Annotated in this window: 30 protein-coding genes and 1 pseudogene; 14 read left to right on the forward strand and 17 right to left on the reverse strand. The window is 64.5% G+C overall.

Features of this window, described 5'->3' with window-relative positions:
- Positions 1-19: 19 nt before the first annotated feature.
- Together VFH65_RS23700 and VFH65_RS23705 are read left to right on the forward strand one after the other, a co-directional pair.
- Positions 20-871 (forward strand): hypothetical protein, encoded by an 852-nt coding sequence (locus tag VFH65_RS23700; RefSeq protein WP_353324806.1) that lies wholly within the window; start codon positions 20-22, stop codon positions 869-871.
- A gap of 197 nt (positions 872-1,068) precedes the next feature.
- Positions 1,069-1,485 carry a hypothetical protein gene (locus VFH65_RS23705; protein WP_353324759.1) on the forward strand — a complete coding sequence of 139 codons (417 nt, stop codon included), beginning with the start codon at positions 1,069-1,071 and terminating at the stop codon, positions 1,483-1,485.
- On the opposite strand, the gene VFH65_RS23710 is transcribed toward VFH65_RS23705, so the two are convergent.
- A complete protein-coding gene (locus VFH65_RS23710) occupies positions 1,443-2,105 on the reverse strand; it encodes a hypothetical protein (RefSeq protein WP_353324761.1) in 663 nt (220 codons plus the stop codon). The genes VFH65_RS23705 and VFH65_RS23710 overlap by 43 nt on opposite strands.
- A 52-nt stretch (positions 2,106-2,157) precedes the next feature.
- Positions 2,158-3,291 carry an FAD-dependent oxidoreductase gene (locus VFH65_RS23715; RefSeq protein WP_353324762.1) on the reverse strand — a complete coding sequence of 378 codons (1,134 nt, stop codon included), beginning with the start codon at positions 3,289-3,291 and terminating at the stop codon, positions 2,158-2,160.
- A gap of 93 nt (positions 3,292-3,384) precedes the next feature.
- Here VFH65_RS23715 and VFH65_RS23720 point away from each other — a divergent pair, with 93 nt between their 5' ends.
- Genes VFH65_RS23720 through VFH65_RS23730 form a run of 3 tightly spaced genes read left to right on the forward strand, consistent with a single transcriptional unit; the run spans position 3,385 to position 4,654 of the window.
- Positions 3,385-3,930, forward strand: a complete 546-nt coding sequence (locus tag VFH65_RS23720; protein ID WP_353324764.1) for a TetR family transcriptional regulator — start codon at positions 3,385-3,387, stop codon at positions 3,928-3,930.
- A 9-nt stretch (positions 3,931-3,939) separates the two neighbouring features.
- A complete protein-coding gene (locus VFH65_RS23725) occupies positions 3,940-4,386 on the forward strand; it encodes a hypothetical protein (protein WP_353324766.1) in 447 nt (148 codons plus the stop codon).
- A gap of 16 nt (positions 4,387-4,402) precedes the next feature.
- A complete protein-coding gene (locus VFH65_RS23730) occupies positions 4,403-4,654 on the forward strand; it encodes a hypothetical protein (protein ID WP_353324768.1) in 252 nt (83 codons plus the stop codon).
- A 7-nt stretch (positions 4,655-4,661) separates the two neighbouring features.
- Here VFH65_RS23730 and VFH65_RS23735 read toward each other — a convergent pair whose 3' ends face one another.
- From VFH65_RS23735 to VFH65_RS23750, 4 genes are all read right to left on the reverse strand, one after another.
- Positions 4,662-5,354, reverse strand: coding sequence for a hypothetical protein (locus tag VFH65_RS23735; protein ID WP_353324769.1), 693 nt, complete (start codon positions 5,352-5,354; stop codon positions 4,662-4,664).
- A gap of 15 nt (positions 5,355-5,369) precedes the next feature.
- Positions 5,370-6,065 (reverse strand): alpha/beta hydrolase family protein, encoded by a 696-nt coding sequence (locus tag VFH65_RS23740; protein WP_353324771.1) that lies wholly within the window; start codon positions 6,063-6,065, stop codon positions 5,370-5,372.
- Positions 6,062-7,531 carry a carboxyl transferase domain-containing protein gene (locus VFH65_RS23745; RefSeq protein ID WP_353324772.1) on the reverse strand — a complete coding sequence of 490 codons (1,470 nt, stop codon included), beginning with the start codon at positions 7,529-7,531 and terminating at the stop codon, positions 6,062-6,064. Before VFH65_RS23745 ends, VFH65_RS23740 begins: the two co-directional genes overlap by 4 nt.
- 120 nt (positions 7,532-7,651) lie before the next feature.
- A complete protein-coding gene (locus VFH65_RS23750; protein WP_353324774.1) occupies positions 7,652-7,924 on the reverse strand; it encodes a hypothetical protein in 273 nt (90 codons plus the stop codon).
- Here VFH65_RS23750 and VFH65_RS23755 point away from each other — a divergent pair.
- From VFH65_RS23755 to VFH65_RS23765, 3 genes are all read left to right on the forward strand, one after another.
- Positions 7,913-9,334: an RNA-guided endonuclease InsQ/TnpB family protein gene (locus tag VFH65_RS23755; RefSeq protein WP_353324775.1), complete on the forward strand. Its 1,422-nt coding sequence runs from the start codon at positions 7,913-7,915 to the stop codon at positions 9,332-9,334. The two genes, VFH65_RS23750 and VFH65_RS23755, sit on opposite strands and share 12 nt — an antisense overlap.
- Positions 9,335-9,409: 75 nt before the next feature.
- Complete coding sequence (locus VFH65_RS23760; RefSeq protein WP_353324777.1) at positions 9,410-10,144, forward strand: enoyl-CoA hydratase; 735 nt, start codon at positions 9,410-9,412, stop codon at positions 10,142-10,144.
- Positions 10,145-10,146: 2 nt separating this feature from the next.
- The gene (locus tag VFH65_RS23765) at positions 10,147-11,265 is read left to right on the forward strand and encodes an MBL fold metallo-hydrolase (protein ID WP_353324778.1); all 1,119 of its coding nucleotides are present in this window, start codon (positions 10,147-10,149) and stop codon (positions 11,263-11,265) included.
- On the opposite strand, the gene VFH65_RS23770 is transcribed toward VFH65_RS23765, so the two are convergent.
- Positions 11,262-12,035 carry a class I SAM-dependent methyltransferase gene (locus VFH65_RS23770; protein WP_353324780.1) on the reverse strand — a complete coding sequence of 258 codons (774 nt, stop codon included), beginning with the start codon at positions 12,033-12,035 and terminating at the stop codon, positions 11,262-11,264. The two genes, VFH65_RS23765 and VFH65_RS23770, sit on opposite strands and share 4 nt — an antisense overlap.
- Positions 12,035-12,868, reverse strand: coding sequence for an LLM class flavin-dependent oxidoreductase (locus VFH65_RS23775; protein WP_353324781.1), 834 nt, complete (start codon positions 12,866-12,868; stop codon positions 12,035-12,037). Before VFH65_RS23775 ends, VFH65_RS23770 begins: the two co-directional genes overlap by 1 nt.
- Before the next feature lie 95 nt (positions 12,869-12,963).
- Between VFH65_RS23775 and VFH65_RS23780 the strand changes: the two genes are divergently transcribed.
- From VFH65_RS23780 to VFH65_RS23805, 6 genes are all read left to right on the forward strand, one after another.
- Positions 12,964-13,863 carry a LysR family transcriptional regulator gene (locus VFH65_RS23780; RefSeq protein WP_353324783.1) on the forward strand — a complete coding sequence of 300 codons (900 nt, stop codon included), beginning with the start codon at positions 12,964-12,966 and terminating at the stop codon, positions 13,861-13,863.
- A gap of 206 nt (positions 13,864-14,069) precedes the next feature.
- Positions 14,070-15,650 carry a serine hydrolase gene (locus VFH65_RS23785; protein ID WP_353324785.1) on the forward strand — a complete coding sequence of 527 codons (1,581 nt, stop codon included), beginning with the start codon at positions 14,070-14,072 and terminating at the stop codon, positions 15,648-15,650.
- Positions 15,647-18,028 carry a cation-translocating P-type ATPase gene (locus tag VFH65_RS23790; protein WP_353324787.1) on the forward strand — a complete coding sequence of 794 codons (2,382 nt, stop codon included), beginning with the start codon at positions 15,647-15,649 and terminating at the stop codon, positions 18,026-18,028. Before VFH65_RS23785 ends, VFH65_RS23790 begins: the two co-directional genes overlap by 4 nt.
- Positions 18,029-18,037: 9 nt before the next feature.
- Positions 18,038-18,220 carry an antitoxin gene (locus tag VFH65_RS23795; RefSeq protein WP_353324789.1) on the forward strand — a complete coding sequence of 61 codons (183 nt, stop codon included), beginning with the start codon at positions 18,038-18,040 and terminating at the stop codon, positions 18,218-18,220.
- Between the two features lie 3 nt (positions 18,221-18,223).
- Positions 18,224-18,664, forward strand: a complete 441-nt coding sequence (locus VFH65_RS23800) for a type II toxin-antitoxin system Rv0910 family toxin (RefSeq protein WP_353324790.1) — start codon at positions 18,224-18,226, stop codon at positions 18,662-18,664.
- 3 nt (positions 18,665-18,667) lie between these two features.
- Positions 18,668-19,060 carry a glyoxalase superfamily protein gene (locus VFH65_RS23805; RefSeq protein ID WP_353324792.1) on the forward strand — a complete coding sequence of 131 codons (393 nt, stop codon included), beginning with the start codon at positions 18,668-18,670 and terminating at the stop codon, positions 19,058-19,060.
- Here VFH65_RS23805 and VFH65_RS23810 read toward each other — a convergent pair.
- From VFH65_RS23810 to VFH65_RS23855, 9 genes and pseudogenes are all read right to left on the reverse strand, one after another.
- Positions 18,975-19,220, reverse strand: a pseudogene (locus VFH65_RS23810) (sulfotransferase); the annotation flags it as partial. The gene VFH65_RS23805 and the pseudogene VFH65_RS23810 sit on opposite strands and share 86 nt — an antisense overlap.
- Positions 19,221-19,367: 147 nt before the next feature.
- Entirely contained in the window at positions 19,368-20,567 is a 1,200-nt protein-coding gene (locus VFH65_RS23815; protein ID WP_353324794.1) for a cytochrome P450, read from the reverse strand.
- 610 nt (positions 20,568-21,177) lie between these two features.
- On the reverse strand, positions 21,178-21,747 hold the full coding sequence (locus VFH65_RS23825) for an isomerase (RefSeq protein ID WP_353324795.1): 570 nt from the start codon (positions 21,745-21,747) through the stop codon (positions 21,178-21,180).
- A 56-nt stretch (positions 21,748-21,803) separates the two neighbouring features.
- Positions 21,804-22,073 carry a cytochrome C oxidase subunit IV family protein gene (locus VFH65_RS23830; protein WP_353324797.1) on the reverse strand — a complete coding sequence of 90 codons (270 nt, stop codon included), beginning with the start codon at positions 22,071-22,073 and terminating at the stop codon, positions 21,804-21,806.
- Positions 22,074-22,077: 4 nt separating this feature from the next.
- Positions 22,078-22,695 (reverse strand): cytochrome c oxidase subunit 3, encoded by a 618-nt coding sequence (locus VFH65_RS23835; RefSeq protein ID WP_353324799.1) that lies wholly within the window; start codon positions 22,693-22,695, stop codon positions 22,078-22,080.
- Positions 22,695-23,468, reverse strand: coding sequence for a hypothetical protein (locus VFH65_RS23840; protein ID WP_353324800.1), 774 nt, complete (start codon positions 23,466-23,468; stop codon positions 22,695-22,697). Before VFH65_RS23840 ends, VFH65_RS23835 begins: the two co-directional genes overlap by 1 nt.
- Entirely contained in the window at positions 23,465-24,226 is a 762-nt protein-coding gene (locus VFH65_RS23845) for a hypothetical protein (RefSeq protein ID WP_353324802.1), read from the reverse strand. The genes VFH65_RS23840 and VFH65_RS23845 overlap by 4 nt, the downstream gene beginning before the upstream one ends.
- A 36-nt stretch (positions 24,227-24,262) precedes the next feature.
- Positions 24,263-25,336 carry a dihydrodipicolinate reductase gene (locus tag VFH65_RS23850; protein ID WP_353324803.1) on the reverse strand — a complete coding sequence of 358 codons (1,074 nt, stop codon included), beginning with the start codon at positions 25,334-25,336 and terminating at the stop codon, positions 24,263-24,265.
- A gap of 209 nt (positions 25,337-25,545) precedes the next feature.
- Complete coding sequence (locus VFH65_RS23855) at positions 25,546-26,460, reverse strand: NAD-dependent epimerase/dehydratase family protein (RefSeq protein ID WP_353324805.1); 915 nt, start codon at positions 26,458-26,460, stop codon at positions 25,546-25,548.
- Between the last annotated feature and the right edge of the window lie 179 nt (positions 26,461-26,639).

Consider the following 26,639-nt stretch of genomic DNA (forward strand, 5'->3'; position numbering starts at 1 on the left):
TGGCGGCCAGTATGCGGTCATGGGGGAGGTATTTGTCGGCGGTGAGGCGGTCGCCGATGGCGTCGTGACTCGACACGAACTTCAGCGGTGGTATCGGCGGATCTATCCGAACGTGCATGTTCCGAGGGGACGCGATCCGTCACTTCGAGACAGGACCGTTGGTGCTTGGTTGTGGTCGAAACGCAACGGCATCGTCACGGGCGTCGCGGCGTCGGCTTTGCATGGTGCGGAATGGGTGGATGACGACGTCCCGATTGAACTCTTGTGGAACTGCACGCGGCCGCCGAAGGGCATCGTGGTCCGCAACGAGCGGATCGACGTCGACGAACTGACTTGCGTTGGCGAGCTTCGAGTGGCGACTCCCGCTCGCACCGCCTTCGATCTCGGTAGGTATCTCAAGCGCGACAGGGCGATTGCGCGCCTCGACGCCCTCATGCGCGCAAGGCCGTTTTCCATTGAGGACGTCATGTTGCTTGCGAAGCGCTACAAGGGCGCGCGTGGCGTCGCGCAACTCAAAGCCGCATTGCTACTTGTCGACGGTGGGGCTGCCTCGCCGCAGGAGACGCGCCTGCGGTTGTTGTTCATCGACGCCGGTCTCCCAAAACCCACAACGCAGATCCCTGTCTACGACGAGCGGGGCCAGTTCGTGCGGTTCCTCGACATGGGGTGGGAGGACTTCATGGTCGGTGCGGAGTACGACGGCGAGCAACATCGGACCAGCAGAGCGCAATACGTCAAGGATCAGCGTGTCTGGCCGACGCTCGCGCGCCTGGGTTGGCATGTCGTGCGGGCCATCAAAGAGGACAGCGACACGGACCTTGTCAGGCAGGCGTGGGATGCGATGGTCTCGCGCGGTTGGCGTCCCACGTGAAGGTGCCGAAACGGTATTCCAGCAGAGAAAGTTCGAGTAGACCCCTGCTGGAATACAGTTTCGGCGGTTCGATGCCCTTAACGTTGCCGCTGCCGATGTCGGCGTCTGCTGCGAGGATTAATCGACCAACCGCGATGAGTTTCAACGGGTGGGCTGGTCAATATTGATGTCCACCCCGCTACCACGAGGATCGAGCCATGTTCGCCGTCGCCACGCCCGCAACCCTGGGGAGACGGGCGTGCGCGGTACTCGCAGCATCCTCGGCGGCGCTGCACGCCTTCATGCTGACTCACGCGGCGAACCCGGCGATGGCCGTGCTCATGGTCGTGATGGTCGTCGGGTGTCTGTACTGCGCTCGCGACCTATGGCTGCGCGGAACGCTGCGGACCTGGTGCGTCGTCGCGCTGATGAACCTCGCGATGATCGCGCTTCATCTGCCGGCACCCGTGCATCACCACGTGGCGGGTGCGGCGACCGCGCAGCAGCAGTCGACGATCATGGCCCTGGCGACGGGGCTTTCGTTGGCCGAGGTAGGGCTGGCCGCCGGGGTGCTGTGGTTCCGCACCCGTCGTCAGCCCACTTCGGTGCGGTACCACTCGACGAGGTCGCCGTAACCGCAGGATTCGGCCAGGTCCAACTCGCCTTCGCGGTCAACCTCTTCCAGTTCGCGCATCCACTGACGCAACAGCTGCGCTCCTTCGCGGCGCAGGGCATCGTCGCGTTCGGCGTGTAACCGACCCAACCCTCGGATGTACCGATCCGCCAGGGCAAGCCGATGGACCCCGGCAACCACGTCGATCGCCTCACCGGCCCACAGCCGAACGATCCGGCGGTAGGCGGTGAGTTCGTCTGCGGGCAGCCCCGCGCGGTTGAGGGCAGACCGTGCGCCAGCCAGAACCGTGAGGAGGTTTCCGCGCCGCGCCTTGAGGATCTCGCGCGCTTCGAGTAGCCCTTCCGGCAGTGAGATGTGCGAAGGCGGCTCCCCACCAGCCGACGAATGCAGCCCGCGCCCCACGTCGACGTCGGTCCACACTCCGAAACTCTCGAGCCAGAGCGCCAATTCGCCGATGGCCACGTTGAGTTCGGCGCGGTGGTGGTCAAGGTGTGCGCCGTACTTGCCGTGTCCATGAGCGTTCATGAGTCGCGACGCATCCGCGACCGCCGAAGTCAACGCGCCATGGGCAGCCACCAGTACGACGACGTTCTCGCGGGGTGACGAGGTGGCAGCGCTCAAATCGACTCCGTTGGGGTCAAGCGTGGTCGGTGCGAGGCCAGCCTAATAAGTCTCAGCGATAAATCAGTCCGCTGAGTCGCCGAGCCAGGGCGCGTCGCACCGCAGGAACCCGGCCAGCCAGCCCGATAGCGAAGTTGCGGACAGTGCGCACGGCCCGCGGCATTGTGGCCAACCGGGTCAGCCGATCGGTCATCGCCACGACGTCACGGGCGATGGGTCGCCGCGTCGCGCTGTAATCGTCGAGCACGGTGTCGGAAGCGCCGGCGAGAACAGCGCCGAGCGCGTCAGCCAGCGCGACGGCGTCCTGAATGCCCAGGTTCATGCCCTGCCCACCGGCCGGGCTGTGCACGTGCGCGGCGTCGCCGGCCAGTAGCAGCCGCCCCGCGCGATACGTGTCGGCCACTCGATGGTGGATCCGGAAGCGCGAGCCCCACACGACGTCCGTGACGACCATCGCGGCCGCTCCGCGGGTGTCGAGTATCTGCTGAATGAACGCCGCCGTCGGCACCTCTGGAGCGTCGGTCACGGGCGCGACGATGCGGTGGATGTCGCCCGGCAGCGGGGCCACGACGGTCAGACCGGCCTTGGCCCAGAACAGGATTACCTCGTCGACGGGCGCATCGCCGGCCAGCCGCACATCGGCGAGTGTGAACGACTCGTCGTATTCACCACCCTCGAAGCCGATCGCGGCGTGCTCACGCACGGTGCTGCGGATGCCGTCGGCGCCGACCGCATAGCGGGCCCGGATGACATCGCCGTCGTCGAAGACCGCGGTCACACCGTCGCTGTCCTGGCTGAGCGTGGTCAAGATCTTCGGCCGGATCACCGTCCCACCCAGCTCGGTCAGCCGATCGAGCAGCAGCCGTTCGGTGGTCGACTGCGGAACCATCAGCGAGTACGGGTAGGCGGTCGGCAGCACGCTGAAGTCGACAGGGATGAGCGTGCGCTTCCCGTCGCGAATGGTGAACCGCGGCGCCTGCATGCCCTCCTTCACCAGCCGGCGCGCCACGTCGAGGTCTTCGAGCACCTCGAGGGTGCGGGCATTGACGACCGCCGCCCGCGACGTGTTCGCTCCGGCGACCTGCCCATCGACAACCGTGGTGGCGATACCGCGGTTGACCAGCGACACAGCCAGCGTCAAGCCGGTGGGGCCTGCTCCTACGACGAGGACATCGGTGTCATACATGGCGTCTCCTTCTGTCAATGCCAACGCTTGTTGGCATTGACTATGCGCGTCGGCAGTCGCAATGTCAACGCGTGTTGGCATACACTTGTTGGCATGCGTAGATCCTCGGTCGAAACCAAGGCGGTGATCCTGGCCGCGGCGCGGGAGCGATTCGCCGCATCGGGCTATGAACGGGCCACCATCCGCGCGATCGCCGCGGACGCGAACATTGATCCGTCGATGGTGATGCGGTACTTCGGCAACAAGGACCAACTGTTCGCCGCTGCGGCCGACTTCGATCTGGCGATCCCGGACATGTTCGATGTCGGCCGGGATCAGCTCGGTGCCCGCCTCGTTTCACACTTCGTGAACCGATGGGAACGCGACGAGGCGCTGATCGTCCTGCTGCGATCCGGTGCCACGAATACCGAAGCGGCGCAACGGATGCGGGAGATCTTCTCTGCGCAGCTGCTGCCGGTGCTCGCGAAAGTGAATCCCGCTGAGCCGCAGCGCCGGGCGGGCCTGATCGCGACGCAGGTCCTCGGTCTGGCGTTGTGCCGCTATGTGCTGCGGCTACCACCAGTTGTCGAGATGTCGCACGACGAGATCGTGGGTTGGCTCGGCCCGACCGTTCAGCGCTATCTGGAGGCACCGGAATAATTGGCGGCGATGTGGACTCCGACGCTCGTCCTGATCGCCATCACCACACTCGCGGCCTGCGTCACGCTCGGCGGTGGCCTCTACGAATACCTCGTGATCGACCCGTTCTGGCCCAAGCGACCCGGCATCATCCAGTCCCGCAACGGCGGCGTCTCACGCGCCCGGTTCTGGATACCGGCTCATATCGCGTTCGAGGCGCTGCTCATTGTTTCGCTGATCGCGGCGTGGAGCGATGCCGATGTGCGGCTTGCGCTGCTGGTTGCGCTCGTCAGCCACACCGTGATGCGGGTGTGGTCGCTGGTCGACTTCGTTCCCAAGGCACTGGCGTTCGAGAAGGCGGACCCCGCGAGGGTCGACGAGGCCGCCGCGGTCCGATGGACCCGTCGCAGCCTGTTGCGGCTGCCGCTGGACCTGATCACATGCGCGGCGATGTTGGCTGCGTTGGCCACCGCGTAGCGGGTATAGAACTGCCATGACGATCTCGACCGGCGACGTTCGTGAACTGCTGGAGACCGAGGCGCCCAATGCTGTGCTGGTCTTGGTGGAAGGCCGCACGGCGGTCATCGGCGCGGGACAGCTTGCCTCCGAGCAGTATCGAGGGGCACTTGAAGTGATCTCCCGTGACGACCTGATCAGACGACTGGGCGGCACCGAACCGTCGGCGCATGAACTCGCCGAGCAGGCGGCGATTCTCGACTCCGCCGTCTCCGAGATGGGCGGATAGTCACCCGCTAGGCCTCGATCTCGCCGGCGACCTTTCGCTCGATGCTGGCCCGCGTCGCGGCGGGCAACACGATCAGCCCGTCGAGTTCCTTCTGCGCCCGCGCGTACGCGTTCTGACGTTCCTGCGGTGTGGCCCCGTCGTTCGACGCCAGGCGCAACAGGTGCTGTGCCCGTGCCAGACGCTCCTGCGCCTCGGCCGAGAAGTCGCTGCGGCGCCGCCGAACGGCCTCGGCCTCGGCGATGTCGAACGCGGCGACGTATTCGCCGACGGCGTCGCGATATTCGAGTTGGGCATTGCGGTCGCCGAGGATGTCGTCGACGTTGTCCGGCCGTAGCCAGTCCGCGTGGCTCCTGGCCTTGTGAAAGGCGATGGTCAGCGGGTCCCGCATATCGGTCATCAGCGGAAAGTCGAGCAGCTTGGCGATGTCGATCTCGTAGTCGAGCCAGCGCGCATCGGTGCGATCGTGGCGCTCGAGCACCTTGGTCATCTCCCGCCGGTACGCCGCCTCGTTGTTGCGGGCCCGGCCCGACGCCTCAGCGAGCGCGACCTTGGTCTGCTGCTTGATGCGATACCGCTCGAGTCGGCGCTGGGCACGCCGCTCATTGGCCACAGCCACCGCCCGGACGGCACCGCCGATCGCGCCCATGAAAGGGAAGATCAGCCACCAGAAGTGGCCCGCGAACTCAAAGAGAGGCGCCACAAGGCCAGAATGCCATCAGCTGGCGTGCAGTGCGGAAACCGCTGATGCGATGAGGTCCGCGACCGCGTCCGGCGCGGTGAGCATGCGCAGGTGGTCCCAATTTCGGCGGGCCACCCACCAGCCGAGCCGCTCGGCTTCGTCGGCCGTGCCGTCGTAGGGCGCGCTGAATCGCAAGTACGCGCACCGCAGCGTGTCCCAGCTACGGGTAAGAGGCGCGCGCTCCAAGAAGTAGGCCAGCGGCAGTCGCGGGACCTCGGTGAGGAATTGGCGCCGGATGTTCGCGTCGGGGACCAACTCGTCGAGCGCATTGGCCGGGAACCATTCGTTCCACGGTGGTAGCCGCCCAGCGTCGGCGATGTCGAGCAATTGCTCGCGCAGCGGAACAGGAGCCACTTCGAACCAGCTCCGTCCGGGATGAGGAAGGTGCGCGTCGACGAAGACGGCCGCGACCGTTCGGCTGCTGACCGCGTCGGCGATCACGGAAAGCAGGGGCCCGGCGGCACTGTGCCCGATCAGAACGAGCGAATCGTCATCGACGGCTTCGGTGGCCGCCCTTGCCAGCTTCGCGTAGTACGGCGGACCGGACGTCGTGACGCCCGTGAGGTCGGGTACCAGGCAGCGAAAACCCTTGCCGCACAGCACATCAGCGGTAGCCGACCATGTCGTCGGCCCGACCACGGGACTGTGGACGAATAGCAGCGTCGGGCTCACAGGCCGATCCGCCGGTAGCGCATGAGCCGGGCGGCCAGCCGCTGGTCGTCGGGAACCGAACCCAGCCCGTGCAGTTCGTTTGCGATGGTGGCCGACAGTCGCTGGGTGAACTCCATCGGCTCGTCGGCCGCGTCCGGACGTTCTGGCACTATCGCATCGACGATGCCGTTACGCAACAGGTCAGCCGACCGAATGCCTTGCGCCGCAGCGAGTTCCGGGGCATGGTGAACGTCGCGAAACACGATGGCGCTTGCGCCTTCCGGTGGCAGCGGGGCCAGCCACCCGTGCAGCGCAGCCAGCACGCGGTCGGCGGGCACCATCGCCAGCGCCGGTCCGCCGCTGCCCTGACCGAGCAGAACCGAGACCGTCGGGGTGTCCAGCGTGACGAGCTCGGCCAGGCAGCGGGCGATCTCACCTGCCAGGCCACCCTGCTCGGCCTCGGCGGTCAGCGCCGGCCCGGCGGTGTCGATCACCAGCACAAGGGGCAGCCGAAGCCCCGCCGCCAATGCCATCCCGCGACGAGCTTCCCGCAACGCCGCCGGACCCACCATCCCTCCGACGACGCGCTGCTGGCCCAGCACCACGGCCGGCTGACCACCGAAGCGGGCCAGCGCCAGCACCGTGGTGGCGGCCTCACCGCGGCCGGTGCCGGAGAGCAGCACCCGCTCCGTCGTACCGTGCCGCAGCAGATATCCGACACCGGGCCGATCGGGACGACGCGACGCCTCGACCGACGCCCAGGCCGGCACATCTGGCAACGGCTCTTCCTGTGGCGGCGGTGGTGGCGGTCCCGGCGGATCGGCGACCACCTTCAAGGTGCGATCAATCGTCGAGCGCAGCGCGTCGAGTGGAACCACGCCGTCGATGACGCCGTGGCGTTGCAGATTCTCGGCGGTCTGAATGCCCGCGGGGAACGGCTCGCCGTAGAGGTGTTCGTAGACCCGAGGGCCGAGAAATCCCACGAGTGCACCCGGCTCGGCGGCGGTGACGTGGCCAAGCGATCCCCAGGAGGCGAACACCCCGCCGGTCGTGGGATGCCGCAGGTAGACCAGGTACGGCAGGTGTGCTCGTTTGTGCAGCTCGACGGCCGCGGCGATCTTGACCATCTGCAGGAATGCGACGGTGCCCTCCTGCATGCGGGTGCCTCCGGAACTCGGCGACGCCAGCAGCGGCAGCCCGTCGGCCGTGGCCCGCGCAACGGCGGCGGTGATCCGCTCGGCGGCGGCCACCCCGATCGAGCCGGCCAGGAAATCGAACTCGCAGGCCACCATCGCGACTCGCCGGCCGAACACCGTGCCTTCGCCGGTCAGCACGGATTCGTCGAGGCCGGTTGCGGTGCGCGCCGCAGCCAAATCGCGGAGGTACGCCTCATCAGCCGCAACCGGCAGAGGGGGCGCGTCCCAGCTAATAAACGATCCGTCGTCCAGCACAGCGTCGCGCAGCGCCAGGGCGCCGATCCGGCTCACAGGAAGACCCTAATAGGGTGTCGAACAACTGGCTGCGGTTGAGTCTCGTGAGTAGTAGGGCGTTTTGGCTGAGGTAGACGAAGCCTGCGTGCGCGGCGGGCGTTACTTCGAAGTGCCGGTCTATGCGGCGGCAGTGGTTGATCCGGCTGTTGGTGCGTTCGACGACTCAGCGGCGGGGTTGAACGATGAAACCGCAGCCGGTTTCGGCCCGGACACGACGTCCACGGTGACGACCGCGGCGATCAGCACACCGACGCTGTCAACGAGCACGTGGCGCTTGATGCCGTCGACCTTCTTGGCCCCGTCGATGGTGGTCGAGGAATCCGACACGTAGTGGCTGGTCAGCGTGTTGTCGGTGTCGTGTGCGACGCTGATCGTCCGATGGCTCGGCATACCACATTCCGGTTCTGCCTCGACCCGACGGTCGAGCAATACGAGGTGTTGGCCCGGCATGCCGGAGCGGCCCGGTTCGCGTTCAACCAGTGCCTGCGGATCGTGAAAACCGCGCTCACCCACCGCACGACCGATCCCGGCGCCCAGGTGCCGTGGACGGGTTTTGATCTGATCAACACGTTCAATGCGTGGAAGAAAACCGAGGCCGCCGGCCGGGTCTTCACTGTCGATGCCCACGGCGTGGCCGACATCATGGTGACCGGGCTGTCGTGGCGGCGCCAGGTGTGTCAGCAGGTGTTCGAGGAAGCCGCTGTCGACCTCGGTAGAGGTTTGACCGCGTGGTCGGATTCCCGATCGGGCAAGCGCAAAGGCCGCCGGGTTGGGTTCCCCCGTTTCAAGAAGAAGACCGAGGCTATTGCGTCGTTTCGGCTGCGCAACAAGCACCCCAAGGGCAAACCCGCCGCGATCCGATTCGGGGATAACGACCGGCCCCGGTCGGTCACGCTGCCTGGCATCGGGGTGATCAGGGTGCGTGACGACACCCGCCGGTTGCGGCGCATGCTCGCCAAGGACCGGGCGAAAATCCTGTTCGCCACCATCAGCCATCACGGTGACCGGTGGTGGCTGGCGCTGAATGTCCAGGCCGCCGAGCTACACGCCAACAGTCAGCACCGCCCCAATGATGACGACGGCTGGGTGGGGGTGGATCGGGGGCTGTCGGTGTTTATGGTTGCCGCCACCGTCGACGGCACTGAGGTCGCCCGCATCAGCGATGCGCCCAAAGCGCTGGCCGCCGGACTCAAACGGCAGCGACGGTTGGCCAAGTCGTTGTCGCGCAAGAAGAAAGGATCACAGCACCGTAAGGAAGCCGCTACCCGGCTGGGGCGGCATCATCACCGTGTGGCAAATGTGCGCCGCCATTTCCTGCACCAGGTATCGGGCGAGCTGGTCAAGACCCACGACCGGCTCGTCATCGAGAACCTCAACGTGACGGGAATGCTGGCCAATCACCGCCTGGCCCACGCCATTTCTGATGCCGCCTGGTCGCAGTTCGCCCGACTGCTCACCTACAAGCAGGCGTGGCGCGGCGGTCAGCTCGTCGAAGCCGACCGCTGGTATCCCTCGACCCGCCTGTGCCCCCAATGCGGGGCCCTCAACAGTGAGATGACGCTGGCGGATCGGGTGTTCACCTGTGGATGCGGGCATATCGCCGACAGAGACACCAACGCCGCGACCAATCTGGCCCGTTGGGGCCAGACCCATCACGACCCCCATCGATCCCCGGACCCCCAAGCAGCAGGCCGGGCCACCAATGCCCGCCGACGGGACGGCGCTGACCAACACCCTCGTGTTGGTGAAACCAGCCCGGATGACGTGGGAACCGACGTTCACACCGCACCCGCGGCCTGAACCGACGAACGCCCGAGAAGGGCGGTGACGAACACTCAGTCGAGTTGTTCGACACGCTTTAATAGTGTGGTCGCCATGATTGGTGTGACCCGCGACGGCCACGTGACCACCCTTGAGATGCAGCGCGTCGAGCGACGCAACGCGCTGAACGGCGAGCTCGTCGACAGCCTGCGTGAGGCGGTCGAGAAGGCCGCGGCCGAGGACGTCCGCGCGATCGTCCTGACAGGCCAGGGTTCGGTGTTCAGCGCGGGCGCGGACCTGTCCGACGCCCAAGGGGTGGCCGACGAACTGCCCGACAAGGCCAAGGCATTGAATCTGGCCATCGACAAAGCGCCCGTCCCGGTCATCGGTGCGATCAACGGACCCGCGATCGGCGCCGGCGTCATCCTCTCGATGATCTGCGATCTGCGGGTCGTCGCGCCCGAGGCGTATTTCCAGTTCCCCGTCGCGAAATATGGTCTGGCGCTGGATAATTGGAGCATTCGCCGGTTGACGTCGCTGGTTGGTGCCGGCCGGGCCAGAGGAATGCTGCTTGCCGCGGAACGGCTAACCGCCGACGTCGCGCTGCAAACCGGAATGGCGAACCGTATTGGAACACTGGCCGACGCACAAGCATGGGCCGCAGAGCTCGCGGGTTACGCCCCGCTCGCCATGCAGCACGCGAAACGGGTGCTCAACGACGACGGCGCCTACGAAGAGCCATGGCCCGAGCACCAGGAATTGTTTGACAAGGCCTGGAGCAGTCAAGACGTCATCGAGGCACAGGTGGCGCGCATCGAAAAGCGTCCACCGAAGTTTCAAGGAGCCTGACGATGGTCCGAGCAGCGCTGCGCCTCGGCTTCGGCACGGCCTCACTGCTGGCCGGCGGCTGGCTGCTGCGCGGGCTGCGCGGTGCACCCGCGGCGCTTGGCGCTTCGCCCGCCGAGATCCGGGCCGTGGCGCAGCGCTCCCCGAACTATCAGGACGGGGTGTTCGTCAACATCGATCCGGCCGCGACGGTCAGTCTGGACCGCGAACAGCAATGGCTGCTGGTCCGCGAACTCGTCGGGTTACGTGACGCCACCAGGCCGCAGGGACCGATTCCGCTGGCGGCCTCCGCACCAACGGACGCCGCCCCGGCGCGACTGTCGGTGTGCTGGTACGGACACTCCACCGCGCTGGTTGAGATCGACGGCTATCGCGTTCTCGCCGACCCGGTGTGGAGTCGACGGGTCTCGCCGTCGCACACGGTCGGCCCGCAGCGCATGCACGAGGTGCCCGTTCCGCTCGAGGCACTGCCCGCCGTCGACGCGGTACTGATCAGCCACGACCACTACGACCACCTCGAAATGGAGACGATCACCGGCCTGGCCAGAACCCAGCGAGCGCCGTTCTTCGTCCCGCTCGGGGTCGGCGCGCACCTGCGCAAGTGGGGGATACCGCAGAGCCGCATCGTCGAGCTCGACTGGCACGAGAGCAGCCAGGTCGGCGAGCTGACGTTGGTCTGCACCCCGGCCCGGCACTTCTCCGGCCGGTTGTTCTCCCGCAACACCACGCTGTGGGCGTCGTGGGTGATCGCCGGTCCGCGGCATCGCGCGTTCTTCGGCGGCGACACCGGCTACACCAAGAGCTTCGCCGAAATCGGCGCGGAGCATGGACCTTTCGACCTCACGCTGCTGCCGATCGGGGCGTATCACCCAGCGTGGCCGGACATCCACATGAACCCCGAAGACGCGATCCGGGCTCACCTCGATGTCGCCGAGGCCGACTCGGGCTTGCTGGTACCGATTCACTGGGCGACATTCCGGCTCGCGCCGCACCCGTGGTCGGAGCCGGTCGAACGGCTCCTCGCCGCCGCCGATCCGGCGGGCGTCAATGTCGTGGTGCCACGACCCGGACAGCGGGTGGACCCGTCTGCGCCGTCGACCTTCGATCCGTGGTGGCAGTTCTAATTCAGGACGCGGCGAGCTGTGACAATCCAGGCGCGCGAGTCGAAATACACGCCGCCGTCGGTGGTGTGGGCGTCGAGGGTGGCGCGTAGCCGCGTACGCGCTTGCTCGGCCTCCTCGGCGTCGAGGTCGGCAAGCAGGTCTTTGAATTTCAGTTGGTGGAGCACGGCATCGAAGGCGGCGGCGCCGTCCGGCCCGTAGTAGACGGGCTCGTGCACGTCGGTGAAGCTGACGTCCGCGAAGCCAGCCGCGGTCAGGATGCCTTCCGTGGCGGTCGGGTCGGCGAGTGAGAACGCGTTCGGACCGCTGGTTGGGGCTGCAGCGGCAGTGAGGGTCTCGCGGATTGCGGTGGCCCACTCGTTGCGGTCGCGCTCATGCCAGACCAGCATCACCAGGCGCGCCTCGGGGCGCAGAGCGCGCCCGATATTGGTGAACGCGGCGACCAGGTCGGCGAAGAACATCGTTCCGAACCTGCTGATACAGAGGTCGAAACTCGTTGGGGGAAAGCGGTGAACCTGCGCGTCCGCCTGCTGGTAGGTGATGTTGGTCAGGCCCTGTTCGTCGCTGACCTGACGGGCCCGTTCGAGCATCGGGGCGGAGACGTCGACACCTAGCGCGCTTCCATGGACGGCGGTGCGAGCGGCCTCGCGCGTGGACTGGCCTGTGCCACAGCCGATGTCGAGCACACGGTCACGAGAGCCGACGCGCGCAGCGGCGCGGAAGCGTTCGTTGTGCAGGCGCAGTTCCGCGTCGTAGTCAAACATGTCGGCCATCAGATCGGGCCGTCGCGGAGAACGCCTCGAACCTGGTCCAGCGTCACTGATTCCGGCGCGAACTCCGCCAGCCACCACGTGGCGCCCGCCTTGGCGTAGGGCGCCGGATCCGCGCCGGGTGGGAGAGGGGCGGCGATGTCGTACCGGGTCATCTTTCGCTCGCGGAGACCAGTGATGGTGCTGACGACGTCGGCGAGCTGGTCCGGGTGTTCGAGATTGACCGGGAAGAATCCGTCGTGCCGGGCGGCGCGCCGCAACGGTTTGACGCTCCCGGGAAGTCCTGCGGCCCACACTGGCACGCCCGGGCGCTGAACCGGTGTGGGAAGGAAGGAGATGCCGTCGACGGTGTAGTGCGGGCGGTGATGGTGCACCGGCATACCCGACCACGCCGCGGCGAGAATCTCCAGCGACTCGTCGAGCATCTGCGCCCGCCGCCGATCGTCGAGTTCCTCGCCGGTCGCGGACAACTCGTCGGCGAAGCGATTGCTGCCGAGACCCACGCCGAGCGTGAGGCGGCCGCCGCTGAGCCGGTCCAGCGTCGCGGTCTCCCTGGCGACTTTGGCCGGCCTGCGGCGGGCGAGGGGTGTGACCATGGGGCCGAACCGCAGGCGTTCGGTGGCGGTGGCGATCGCGGCCAGCGTGATCCACGGATCGGCCACCTGCTGGACCGGCTCCCGCCAGCGCACGTGGTCCCATACGAACACGCCGTGCCAGCCGGCCTCCTCCGCCTCGGCGGCCAGACGTGCGACCACCACCGGGTCGGCGAGCTCGTCGAAGATGGGCAGCCAGAGCGCCGACTGCAGCTTGTCGCCGTTCGAAAGTTGTTCGGTCATGGATGCGACGCTAGGGGCTGGCGGTACATCGGGAAAAGCGATAGTTTTCGATCAAGTTGATCGTGGTAGGCGATGTTATCGCCTATCGTAGGCTCATGTCGGACGTCGAACTAAGGCATCTCACCACGATGGTCGCTGTTGCCGATGAGGGCTCGTTCGGGCGGGCCGGCGCGCGGCTTGGATACACCCAGTCGACGGTGAGTCAGCAGATCGCGGCGTTGGAGAAAGCCGTCGGAGGTGCCGTGTTCGATCGGCCGGGCGGGCCGAAACCGGTGCGGATCACCCCACTCGGCACGGTGGTGCTGGCACACGGGCGCGATCTCCTGGAGAAGGCCCAGGCGATGGCCGCAGCCGTCGACCGGTTCAAGGCCGGCGACGGCCGGGTCGACATCGGCACCTTCCAGAGCGTGTCCAACACGATCCTGCCGCTGGTCGTACGCGGGCTTCGAGACGAGCACCCCGGCTGCGACATCAGGCTCTTCGAGGAGGAGACCGATCAGCCGCAAGTCGATGAGCTCGACCTGATGTTCTTCGACGGCCGCGTCGACGGCGATGTCGAACATCGCAAACTGCTCGACGATCCGTACGTGTTGGTGGCCCGCCGCGGCAGCTTCCCCGACGGTCCGGTTCGCCCGGCCCAACTCGACGGCGCACCGATGGTGGCGCACCCGCCGATCTGCGACCAGGCCCGGATGGAGCAGGCGCTCGCACGACGCGGCGTTCGGCCGCACATCGTGTTCCGCACCGCGGGCAACGAATCCGTGCTTTCGATGGTGCGCGCCGGCATGGGTTCGGCGATCCTGCCGCAACTCGCGGTCCACGGCGCCGACGTCAGCGCCGATGGGTCGTTGTGCGTCCACGAGCTCAAGCCGGAACTCCCGCCACGCGAGGTCTTCCTGCTGTGGCGGGCAAATAGAACTCATTCCCCACTCGCGGCGCGGGCGATCGAGATCGCCGTGGAAGTCGCAGGCAAGATCGCCGGCGTCGACGGCTAGGACGCTCGCGCTCAGCCGGCGCTGCCATCTCGGGGATGGTGTCGACGTGAATCGTTATCGCATTCGCGGCTCACATCAGGAAGGTTGCCGGTGCTGATGTGACGGATGGGGTCAGGCGGGTAGATGCCGGCAGGGGCCGAGGCAATCCTCGCGGCGCAGGCTTCGTATGACGCGTCCCGGTGACTTTGAACCGTTACGGTGCACCCATGAGCGCACTGACCAGGGCAGTCGTTGTTGCCGCACTGCTGACTTTGGCGGTGGGCTGCGCGTCGGAATCGGCTGAGCCCGCGCAGCCGTCGTCTGCCGCCCCGGCACTGTCCGACGTGCCACCTCCCCTGGTGCCCGCGATGCCGCTGCCCGAGAACGCCGTCGAGAACGCGGTGGCGAAACTCGACGGCATCGCCGAGGAGTTGATGCGCGAATCCGGAATCCCCGGCCTGGCCGTCGCGGTCGTACATGAGGGAAAGACGGTGTACGCGAAGGGTTTCGGCGTCAAGGACGTACGCAATGGCCAGAAGGTAGATCCCGACACGGTGTTTCAGCTGGCGTCGCTGTCCAAACCGCTGAGCGCGACGGTGGTGGCCCACCAAGTCGGCGTGAACGCGATCGGCTGGGACACGCCCATAGTGGAGAAGCTGCCCTGGTTCGCATTGTCCGATCCAGTGGTGACCAGGATGGTCACCGTCGGCGATATGTTCTCGCACCGTTCCGGCTTGCCCGACCACGCAGGCGACGAACTCGAGGACCTCGGCTATGACCGCCGCTACGTGCTCGAACGGTTACGGCAATTGCCGCTGGATCCGTTCCGAATCTCCTACGCGTACACGAACTTCGGGCTGACCGCCGGTGCCGAGGCGGTAGCGGTCGGCGCCGGGAAATCATGGGAAGACCTCAGCGACGAGGTCTTGCTCGACCCCCTCGGCATGTCGTCGACCAGCTACCGCTTCGCCGACTACGAGGCCCGTCCGAACCGCGCGATCGGCCACATCCATATCGACGGCCGCTACGAGCCGCTCTACATCCGCGACCCTGCGCCGGAGTCCCCGGCGGGAGGCGTCAGTTCGTCCGTGAACGACATGACGCACTGGCTGGCCATGATGCTTGCCGACGGACAACACGACGGCAAACAGATCGTCGACGCCAAGGCGCTGTTGCCCGCCGTCACCCCGCAAATCGTGTCCAGCCGGGCCACGGAGCCGGCGATGCGCTCGGGCTTCTACGGCTTCGGCTTCAACGTCGGACCGACATCGGCGGCCCGCATGGAGCTCAGCCATTCCGGAGCTTTCGAACTTGGCTCGGGAACGAACTTTGTCATCCTGCCGTCTGCTGACGTGGCGATCGTCGCACTGACCAATGCGACGCCTTCTGGGGTGCCGGAAGCGCTCAACGCCGAGTTCGCCGATCTGGTCCAGTTCGGTGAGGTCCGTCAGGACTGGCTCAAGTTGTATCAGCAGTTGATGATGCCGATGGAAGACCCTGTCGGTGCGCTCGTCGGGCAGCAGCCGCCTCCCAATCCCGCACCGGCTGCGCCGCTTTCGTCGTACATCGGGACGTACAACAACGACTATTGGGGGCCGGCGCGCGTCACCGAGAAGGAGGGCAAGCTGCAGCTCGCCCTGGGGACCAAGCTGAACGTGCCGCTCACCCATTGGGACGGCAATGTCTTCACCTTCAGCTTCGTCACCGAAAACGCGCCGCCAGGAACGATTTCAAAGGCCACCTTCGACGGTGGCAAGCTGACGCTGGAGTACTACGACGACTTCGACAAGGGGACGTTCATCAAATGACCACCGTCGTCGCTATTGGGCTCACCGATGCCGAGGTGGCCCAGCGGGTCGCCGAAGGCAAGACCAACGACGTGCCGACCCGCGCGGCGCGCAGCGTTTCCGACATCGTCCGGGCCAACGTTTTCACCCGTATCAACGCCATCCTCGGTGTGCTGTTGATCATCGTGCTGTCCACCGGTTCGGTGATCAACGGCGCATTCGGATTGCTGATCATCGCCAACAGCGCGATCGGCATCATCCAGGAGTTGCGGGCGAAGCAGACACTCGACAAACTGGCCATCGTCGGGCAGACGAAACCGTTGGTGCGCAGGCAATCCGGCGTTGTCGCCGTGGCGCCTAGCGAGGTGGTCCTCGACGACATCATCGAACTGGGACCTGGCGACCAGATCGTCGTCGACGGCGAAGTGGTCGAGGACGCCAACCTCGAGGTCGACGAATCACTGCTCACCGGTGAGGCCGACCCGATCGCGAAAGACCCCGGCGATCAGGTGATGTCGGGCAGTTTCGTGGTGGCTGGCAGCGGGGCGTACCGGGCCACCAAGGTGGGCCGCGAAGCGTACGCGGCCAAGCTGGCCGAGGAAGCCAGCAAGTTCACGCTGGTGAATTCCGAACTGCGCAGCGGCATCAACAAGATCCTGCAGTTCATCACCTATCTGCTGATTCCCGGCGGCCTGCTGATCATCTACACGCAGCTGTTCACCACCGACGCGGGCTGGCGCGAGTCGGTGCTGCGGATGGTGGGCGCACTGGTGCCGATGGTGCCGGAGGGTCTGGTGCTGATGACGTCGATCGCGTTCGCGGTCGGCGTGATCCGGCTAGGACGACGACAGTGCCTGGTGAACGAACTGCCTGCGATCGAGGGGCTGGCCCGCGTCGATGTGGTGTGCGCCGACAAGACTGGCACGCTGACCGAAAACGGTATGCGGGTAAGCGATCTCAAGCCACTAGGCGAGGCCGCCATCGGCGATATCCTGGCCCAGCTGGCCGCCGATGACGCGAGGCCGAACGCCAGCATGGCCGCGATCGCCGAGGCCTACAAGATGCCGCCCGGCTGGACTCCGGTCGCGACGGCGCCGTTCAAATCCGCAACCAAGTGGAGCGGCGCTTCTTACGGTGAGCACGGCAACTGGGTGATCGGCGCTCCCGACGTGCTTCTTGCGCCGGGCTCACCGATCGCCGAGCAGGCCGAGCAGATCGGCTCGCTGGGTCTGCGGGTGCTGCTCCTCGGCTCCTGCGATCTGCCCGTCGATCACACTGACGCACCGGGTCACGTCACGCCTGCCGCGCTGGTGGTGCTCGAGCAGCGGATCCGTCCCGACGCCCGCGACACTCTGGATTACTTTGCCTCGCAAAAGGTTTCGATCAAGGTGATCTCGGGCGATAACGCGGTGTCGGTGGGTGCGGTGGCCGGCTCGTTGGGACTCGAGGGTCAGACACTCGACGCCCGCCAGCTGCCCGGCGAGCCCGAGGAGCTTGCCGACACTCTCGAGGAGTACACGACGTTCGGCCGGGTACGGCCCGACCAGAAGCGTGCGATGGTGCATGCCTTGCAGTCGCGCGGGCACACAGTCGCGATGACCGGCGACGGCGTCAACGACGTGCTGGCGCTCAAGGATGCCGACATCGGCGTGGCGATGGGGTCGGGTAGCTCGGCGTCGCGGGCGGTGGCACAGATCGTGTTGCTGGACAACAAGTTCGCGACACTGCCATTCGTCGTTGGCGAGGGCCGCCGGGTGATCGGCAACATCGAACGGGTCTCCAACCTGTTCCTGACCAAGACCGTGTACTCCGTGCTGCTGGCCATCCTCGTGGGGTTCGCAGGCTTGGCGTCCAAGCTGTTCGGCACGGATCCCTTGCTGTTTCCGTTCCAGCCCATCCACGTCACGATCGCGGCGTGGTTCACCATCGGAATTCCCGCGTTCGTCCTGTCGCTGGCGCCCAACAACGAGCGGGCGCATCCCGGTTTCGTGCGCCGGGTGATGACGTCGGCGCTGCCGTCGGGTTTGGTGGTCGGCGTCGCGACGTTCACGTCGTATCTGGTGGCTTACCAGGGCCGCGAGGCCACACCGATCGAGCAGACGCAGGCGTCGACCGCAGCGCTGATCACACTGCTGGTGACCGGCGTGTGGGTGCTGGCCGTCGTGGCCAGGCCCTATCAGTGGTGGCGGGTGGTGTTGGTCGCCGTATCGGGTCTGGCCTATGTGGTGATTTTCAGCATTCCGCTGGCGCGCGAGTTGTTCATGTTGGATGTGTCCAATGTGACGATCGCGTCAATGTCGTTGGGTATCGGCCTGATCGGAGCCGCGGCCATCGAGGTGACTTGGTGGGTACAAGGGGCGATTCTCGGAGAGCGCCGACGATTGTGGAGCCAGCTGTAGGGTAGGCATATGGCATTCGTAGACAAGATCAAGAATCTGCTCTCGAAGAACGCCGACAAGGTGGACACCGCGATCGACAAGGCCGGCGACATAGTCGACCAGAAGACGCAGGGTAAGTACACCCAGCACGTCGACAAGGTGCAGGACGCCGCCAAGAAGGCCGTCGACAAGAGCAACCCGCAGAACCCCTGACGCATGGCCAAACTCTCCGTCTCCGTCGACGTTCCGATTCCGCCGGAGAAGGCTTGGGCCTGCGCTTCTGACCTTTCCCGCTACAAGGAATGGCTCTCGATTCATCGGGTGTGGCGATCCAAGCTGCCCGAGAACCTGGAGAAGGGCACGGTGGTCGAATCCATCGTCGAGGTCAAGGGCATGCCGAATCGGATCAAGTGGACCATCGTCCACTTCAAGCCGCCCGAGGCGATGACGCTCGACGGCGAAGGCAGGGGCGGCGTCAAGGTCAAACTCCTCGGCAAGGTCAGCCCCGCCGGGCAGGGGTCAACCGTCACGTTCGACGTACACCTGGGCGGCCCAGCGTTATTCGGGCCGATCGGCATGGTGGTCGCCGGCGCCCTGAAGGGCGACATCCGGGAGTCGTTGAACCGCTTCAAGTCCGTGTTCGGCCCGGCCGTCTAGCGCATGCGGTTCGAACGCGCCGTGCCCGTGCTCAGGGTCTTCGACCAGGCCAAGGCCGAGGAGTTCTACATCGGCTATCTCGGCTTCGCCACGGATTGGGAACATCGGTTCGAACCGGACTCCCCACGGTATGCCCAGATCAGCCGGTCCGAGCTGAGCATCCACCTCTCAGAGCACCACCGTGACGGCACGCCTGGCAGGGTGGTGTTTCTGCCGATGCAGGGGATCCGCGAATTCCACGCCGAACTCACCGAGCGAAACTACCAATACGCCAGGCCCGGACTACAAGACGAGCCATGGGGTCTCACGGTGGTTCCTCGGCGTCGAAGCGACGAAGATTGCGGACGTTTGGGTCCTCAGCGAGCAGGAAAGAAAGTGCGGTCGATCCTGTTCTAGGAAGTCCCAATCCGATCAGAGGACTCTCGAGTACCTCATCGTCGATCTCGGGGTGTCTTCGGTACCAGGCTTCGACCTGCAGACGCTGCTTCAGCAGACCCAAGACGCGGTCGCGAAGCGCGTATTCGCCGATTGCGTTCAGCTGTGGCTCATTTCGCACACGGCGAACTCCGCATCGAGTGCAGTGCGCACCCACCTGCGACGGCGTCTGCCGCGTACTTGCATCACCGTGTGATCTTTGAGTACTTTTGCTGATTGAAGTCAATAAGTCGCTGTGGATATTGGTCGCGGCAGATGCCGCCGGGGTTCAGGTCGTGAAGACGGGCAAACTGTCCCAGCCCCGCACAATCGAGGTGGAGGCCAGGCGCGCGTTGACGATGTCGACCTCCCACTCAGGGAAGCGCTTGAGGATCTCTTCGATGGCGATCTTCGCCTCCAGGCGAGCCAGGGCCGAGCCCAGGCAGTAGTGGGTTCCCACGCCGAAGGCAATGTGCGAGCGCACTTTTCGATGGATGTCGAAAACATCGCCATTCGGAAATTGGCGAGGGTCGCGGTTGGCGGCTCCGATGATCAGCAGAAGGGCGCTGCCTGCCGGCACCGTCTGCCCGTGGAATTCGACGTCACGGGTCACATACCGCGCCAGGTGAGGGGCTGGCGGTTCGTAGCGGAGGAGTTCCTCGACGGCACCAGGGATCAAACCAGGATCGTCGACCAATTGCTGCCGTTGGTCGGGATGTTCGGCCAGAACCTTGCCGGCCCAACCGATCAGACGGGTGGTGGTTTCATTTCCGGCGGTTGCCACTCCGTTGACATAGTTGAGAATCTCCTCGCGGGTCAACCTGCGGACACATCCCTGGTCGTCCTCGAACTCGACGTTGAGGAGCTCGGTCATGATGTCGTTGGACGGATGCTCAGCCCGCCATTCGATGTAGCGGGCGAATCCTTCTCCGTCGTCCATCTTCCCGCCCGGCAGGTCCATGGGTTGTCCGGCTTCGGTATGAATGAAGGACGCCGCTCTGTCACGAACGGATTCCTGGTCCCCTTCGGGAATGCCCAACAGTCTGCTGATGGCTCGCATTGGTACCTGGGCGCCGAGATCGAGAACGAAGTCGAACTTCCCGGTTCCGATCAGCGGATCGAGACTGCGGGCACAGAATTCACGGATCTTGGGCTCGAGTTCGGCGATCTTTCGCGGCGTGAACATCCGGGCCAGCAGCCTGCGGTGGATGTCATGTAATGGGGGATCCTCGAACGCGATGAAGCCCGGCCCGATATCGATTTCCATCTTTATCAACTCGAGGATCACCCCGCGGGCGGAACTGAAGGTCGCATGGTCGAGCAGACCACGGTCGACGTCCTCGTAGCGACTCACGGCGTAGAAGTCGTACTGGTTGTTGTAGTAGAGCGGAGCATCTTCCCGAAGCCGTTCGTACATCGCGTACGGGCTGGCATTCAGTTCGACATCGTAGGGGTCGTAGGAGGCACCGGGTGCGGCACTGATTGTCATGGAGCATCGGCCTCTCTGGGAACGTACACGTGATCTATTCCAGTTCCGTGGGCGCCGACCGGAGGTGTGGTGGCAATGGCATGGTTTTAACCGACAAATTGACCGGTGTCAATGACATCCGCGAAAATCTGGGACCCTGCCAGGCGCTTGCACCCAACTGCTGGTGCCGCTCATCGCACGAATACCGAATAGACTGGGCTCATCTTCGACACGCCGGCCAACTCGCCCAACCAATCGGCCGACTGCGCCGTCATTGACTGTCATCAGCCAACGACCTGTGTGGGCGTAGTAGCACCGCACCGCCACCAGGCCGCACGAGATCGCTGGAGAGTCGCTCGGCCGAAGCCCGGGCGATGTCAACGAATCACCCTCACTGGACCTGTGACCATCCGACGACATTCTGCGTATGCACGCGTCTGCAGCCGTGCCAGTCGACCTCGTACAGAGGCATGAATGCGAGAAGTTTCCCGAGCGCGATCGAAGTTTCCAAGCGGGTCAGGGCCGCGCCCAGGCAACGGTGGATGCCACGACCGAGACCTAGATTCTGAGATTCCGTGCGGTTGCGGTCGATGATGAACTCATCTGCGGCTGACGCCGACATCGCCTGATGTCAGCGGCGCCGCCTGCGCACCAGCTTGGCGAACTCGACGGTTGACCGGCGGACCGACTCGACTTCCAGCGATACCAATAGCGTGTCGACCATCGCGAACGGCAGTGTGGTTGCCACCGCACCACGGCCGTACTCGATATGCCAGGATCCGGGGTAAATGGTGAGTCCTCTGGCGTGCCCCTTCTCGAGGCAGGTGTGTTCACCGGGAAGCAGAGGCGGCAGCGATACCGCGTCGTCGGACTCCAGATCATAAGAGTCGATCCGGCCAGCCATCAGGAACTTGTGTACCTGCACACGCTTGTACCGCCCCGAAAACCCCTGTGTCCCAGTGGGAGATCCGAATATTACGACGTACTCACGCGGATTGAAGTAGAGAAAGCGAACCTTGCCGAGGATTCCACCTGCTCTACTACCGACCCAACGGCCAGGCGTGGGGTCTATGAGATCGGGGTATTCGTCCGCAAGCAGCTCGGTGGCGCGCGTGAGCAGCTCGCCACTTTCCAGGGGCAAGCCGACAACCGCTTTGGCGACCTTGTGCAAGACATCTGGCTCGATCAGGTACGGCTTCATCAGACGGACTCCGTAGGCGGGCGGGTGGGCCCGTGGTTGAGCGTTGTGCTTTCGTATTACCAGAGGTAGATGCCGAGAATCAGCCCGATGAGCACCACTAGCCAGATGGTCGTCGAGTTGCGTAGCCATAGGGGCGCGTCGCGTACTTCCATGAAGTTCCAAATGATGAGTTGCACCTTCACCGCGGCAATGATCAGTGCCGCAACAGTGACGACGGCACGACCAGTTATTCCAGGAGACGTCGATACGTGACCCAGCGACCACGTGCCGATCGTGATTGCGGACAGCAAGGCCCACACATATGTAAGTCGTGTCACTTCGCTCACGGAGTCACCGCATGACGTAGAGCAACGCGAAGATGAGGACCCAAAGCAAGTCGACCATGTGCCAAAAGGTAGCTCCTTGTTCGAGGATCGATACCCGCGCCGCCGTCCGGATACGGATGTGCACTATCGCGACCGCCAGGATCACCAACCCGATGACGACATGTAGTAGGTGCGCGCCGGTCAGCATGTAGTAGAAGGAGAAGAAGGTGTCCTTCGTGAGGGTGAAGCCGCGGCTCGCCTCGGACCACCATTCGTATAGCTTGACGACAATGAAGAGGACACCGCACGCTGTGCCGCCCACAGCGAACCGGATGGCCTGATCGTCCTTTCCGGCACGTGCGGCCACGACACCTCGGGCCACGAACCACGAACTGGCAAGCAGCAGAAGCGTGTTAAAGATTCCGATGTCAAGACTCAGGTGCGCGGCCGACGCGCTGAATGCAGACTCTTCTCGAGTGCGGAAAACGACGTATGTGATGAAGTACGCGCCGAAGATGATCAAATCGCCGAGTACGCAGAACCACATGGCGCCGTCACCGGGTAGGTGTTTTTGACCGACTTTGCCTTTCGGCCCTTTGACGACGTCCGACGGATCTCCGGTCAGTTGCCTAACTTCGCTCATCAGTCTGAAATTCGCTCGGTTGGCGACTGGCGACGAACGGCAAAGAACAACACCACAAACTGACAGACCTGCCAGAAGACGTACACCGCGGTGTTGATGTAGAAGCTCAGCGCACCGTTCCACGCAAATGCACCTGCATGGAAGACAAATGCCGTCAGCACGAGGAACTCGGTGACAATCTGCCAGACCGTGGCATACGCAAACCACTTCGGGTAGATGCGGTTCTTGTCGAAGAAGATTGCGACGGCCAGGACGAACCATGCTGCGGCAAAACAACCTAACGATCCGATGTACGACAGATATGCCAGGTCGTACAACAGCATGAGGGTGTCCGGGTCGCGGCCCGGGCGGAACACCGCGGTGAGAAATGCGAACGCGCCCAGCAGGAAGCCTGGCGTGGCTCCCACTGCAAGTGAGCCGATGAACGCATAGGAGAGTGCCGGACTTACGGTCATTCGGCGAATCTGGTACGCGATCAAGCCGTTCGACATGCCGACGAATCCGGCGACCACCATCAGCAGACCGAAGCCGACCTTGATTCCGAGTGCGTTGCCGTCGAAGAACGCGCTCACTTGGTCGGCGGTTGTGTCAGGTCGGCGCGGCGGCATGATCCATGTCAGTGGGACGTAGATGATGCCCTGTACGGCATAGAAGATGGGAATGCTGTACCAGGTCAACCACAAATCGATCTTGGCCCAGCGGCGGGTGGCCGGGGACTGCCCCACATCGGCGTCGCTCGATGTGGTCGGTGCAGAGGCGACGACGTTGCTCACAATGCCAGCTCCACCTGAGTGCGCGCCGCTTCCTCCTCAGCTTGTCGTGTGATGGCAGATCGCGCGACGAAGAACATCACAGCGATGTATATGCCCAACGCGATCAGTCGCATCCAGAAGGAGATGCTTCCGTTCCACGCGAGCGGTCCCGTTGTGAATACGGCCGCGCCAGCTGCAGGGGTCAACGCTGCCCCAACGAGGAGGCTGAATGGGGCCACCCAGCGTGGGAACACCGGGCGGTCTCGTTCGTCGAGGAACACCGCTAGCGCCAGACATATGTTCTGCACGACGAACATCCCGACTGGGGCGATGAAGATGATCCACGCCATGTCGTTGAGCAACATGATCAGCTCTGGGTCCCGGGCGGGTCGGAAGGCCGCGAGCAGCCAGAACAGGTCTGCAAGTGCAAACACCGTAGCTCCGCTCGCGGCCGCCGTGAGGTAGCAGTAGGCAAGTACTTGACTCGGCGTCGCCATCCGCTTCATCTGGATGACTATGACGGCGGAGAACGGGATGAGCATGACGCCAAAGAGATTGAACGTCACCATGCTGAACTGAATTTGAGAAGCATGCTCGCGGTAAAAGGCCGCGACCTCTTCCGCTGTCATCTCGGGCGACATCGGAGGGAAGAAGCCCGGAAACGCCACGAATGCAGCCGCCAAGATTGCGCCGATGACTGGCACCGTCCACAGACAGATGCGCTGGGTGACGACGAGCCGTGATGGGTGTATCGACGCGGTCTCTGAGTCAGGTTGCATGGCGCTCGGAGGTTGTCGCGGGGTTGGGGCTGCGATTCACCACATCAATCCGCGAATGACTTCCGACTGCGGGATTTCCTCGTAGGCGAGTAATCCCTTCGGCGCTCGGCACACCCAGTCGATGGTGTTGACCACACGGGCCGCGGTAGAGATACAGCCGGCGTCTGTGGAATCGAGCACCGGGTGGGAAACATGAGTGTTTATCTCGACGCGTGGGTCACCTTCCACCACGACTCGGTGGACGCCAGTCTGGTTGTCAGGTGGGAATTCCCAGTCCGGCGCCGCGGCGGGAGTGAGCCGAGTGACGTGTTCCATCGTGATCACCGGAACATCGTCGCGAACGCCCTCGACGGCGAATCGGACAGCGGCCATGTGCCCGGGTTCCACTGTCGTCATCTTGCATTCGATCCGCTCCTGGGTGTACCAGGATTCCGTGCGTTGACGAACCTCGTCGAGTTCCATTCCGAGCTGATCGGCAAGACTGCGCACCGCACCGCCCCACATCGACACGATGACTCCGGGAAGGAAGAGCATCGGGGTGTCGTCGTCGGGTGCCATGCCGAAACCCATGGACTTGCCGGTGAATTCGAAGTCATCGAAGTTCGCGTAGTCGAAGATCTCCTGCACGGTGATCGACCTAGCGCGGGTGACGAGACTCAGCGCTGCGTGCACCTCTGTATCGCCAGAGAAGCCGGGGTCGATCCCGTTGACGTACAGCGACGTATTGCCGGCCTCGCACGCCTGCATAAGAGGTTCGCGCAACCAATCGTCCGCATGGCGAGGCGTCACCATCCACACCATCGACGTAGCGACGACGTTGACCCCGGCGGCCAGGAACCTTGACATCTGTTCGATGGCTTCCATGGGCCGCGTCTCACCCTGTGAGGTGTAGACGACACAGTCGGCACCAAGCGCCAGCAGCGCGTCGATGTCGTCGGTCGCGATGATGCCGGTCGGCTGGGTCAAGCCGCACAGTTCGGCCGCGTCACGGCCGACCTTGCTGGGGTTGGCAGCGTGCACACCAACCAATTCGAGATCGGGCCGGCCGATGATCGCCTGTAGCGAATGCTGTCCGACATTGCCGGTGGAAAACTGGATTACTCTGCGCACCTTCTATCCGTTCACTCGGAGCCAATGGTGACGTCTGTGCCGCCTCCGCGGGGTTTCTCACTGAGCACAGTCAGGCAAACTGTACCGTGAATCGGCCGGTTCACTGGGGGCATTCCGATGAGGGCGAAGCTGCGGATTCAGCTGACACTGGTCAATTGAGTAGCGCCGCCAAGGATATGTGCCTGCATCATCGCCCACGTATCGGCATCTCATGCGGCGTCGATGATGCCCAGCCTCTCGAATGTGTTTCGCACCCCGTCCTTCCAGTGCACGGAGCACTTGCCGATCAGTTGCTCGCGGCGGGCGTTGTCGGACCAGAAGCTGTCGAAACTGATCGGGGTCTCGATAAAGCTGGCCGTGACGCCGGTCAGCTCTGCGACGTATTCGCCCATCTGGCGATCGGTGACGGGATCATCGCCTGCCCAATTGACAATGGTCGTGGGGACGGTGGCGGCCTCGAGCAGGAGATGCGCCTGCGCGGCGATGTCCTCGCCGCCGATCGGTGACCCGATGTTGCTGTAGCCAATTGGGACGAGCCACGGCTGGCCGTTCTTGAATGTGTTGTACTGCATCACCGGCAATCCGCCATGACCGGTCCAGCTGTAGCCGACGTTCATCCTGGCGATTGTGGTGGGCAGATTCAGCATTCGGGCCGCGGCCCGAACAGCGCCCTCCGAGGTCATCTTGATCACTGGATAGACCTCGGCGTAGCTGGCCAAACCACCTAGCGGATCATTCTCGGCGTACGCGTGATTGGGGTGGTCGGAGTGTGGTTTGTACACGCAGGAGCTGGAGACATGCAGAAAGGCTTGCGCTTTTCGGCAGTGCTGCATCAGTAGCGCAGAGGATTCCGCGTTGTTGGTGATCGACTCGTCGTAGTCGGGGCTGACGTGCAGCGCGGAATGCACGACGTGGGTGAAATCGTCGGGAAGCGCCGAGTTGTCTCCCGAATCCATGTCCCACTGCACGGCTTTGATGCCCAGCGCTTCCAGTTCGGCCTTGCGGGCAGGATCACTGAATCGCGCGGCGCACCATACTTCGTTGTTCTTCACGAAGTCCTCGGCGATCGGTCCCGCTATCTGTCCGGTCGCGCCGGTCACCAGAATCTTGCGGTCTTCGAGCATGGTTGATCGGTCCCTTCTGGTTCGCGCCCAGGTCTCGGCGCTCAGTCCCCTGATTCACTCGGCAGGTCCCATTAGTCGATTGCGTTTGGAGACAAGAGGAACCGAACCGAGAAGGCTAGAACCTGCGTCTCTTGCATGGTTTGCTTGGTCTGAGCCCCACTTCTGATCGCGCAGCCCAG

Source organism: Mycobacterium sp. (assembly GCF_035697385.1).
Classification (GTDB): Bacteria; Actinomycetota; Actinomycetes; order Mycobacteriales; family Mycobacteriaceae; genus Mycobacterium.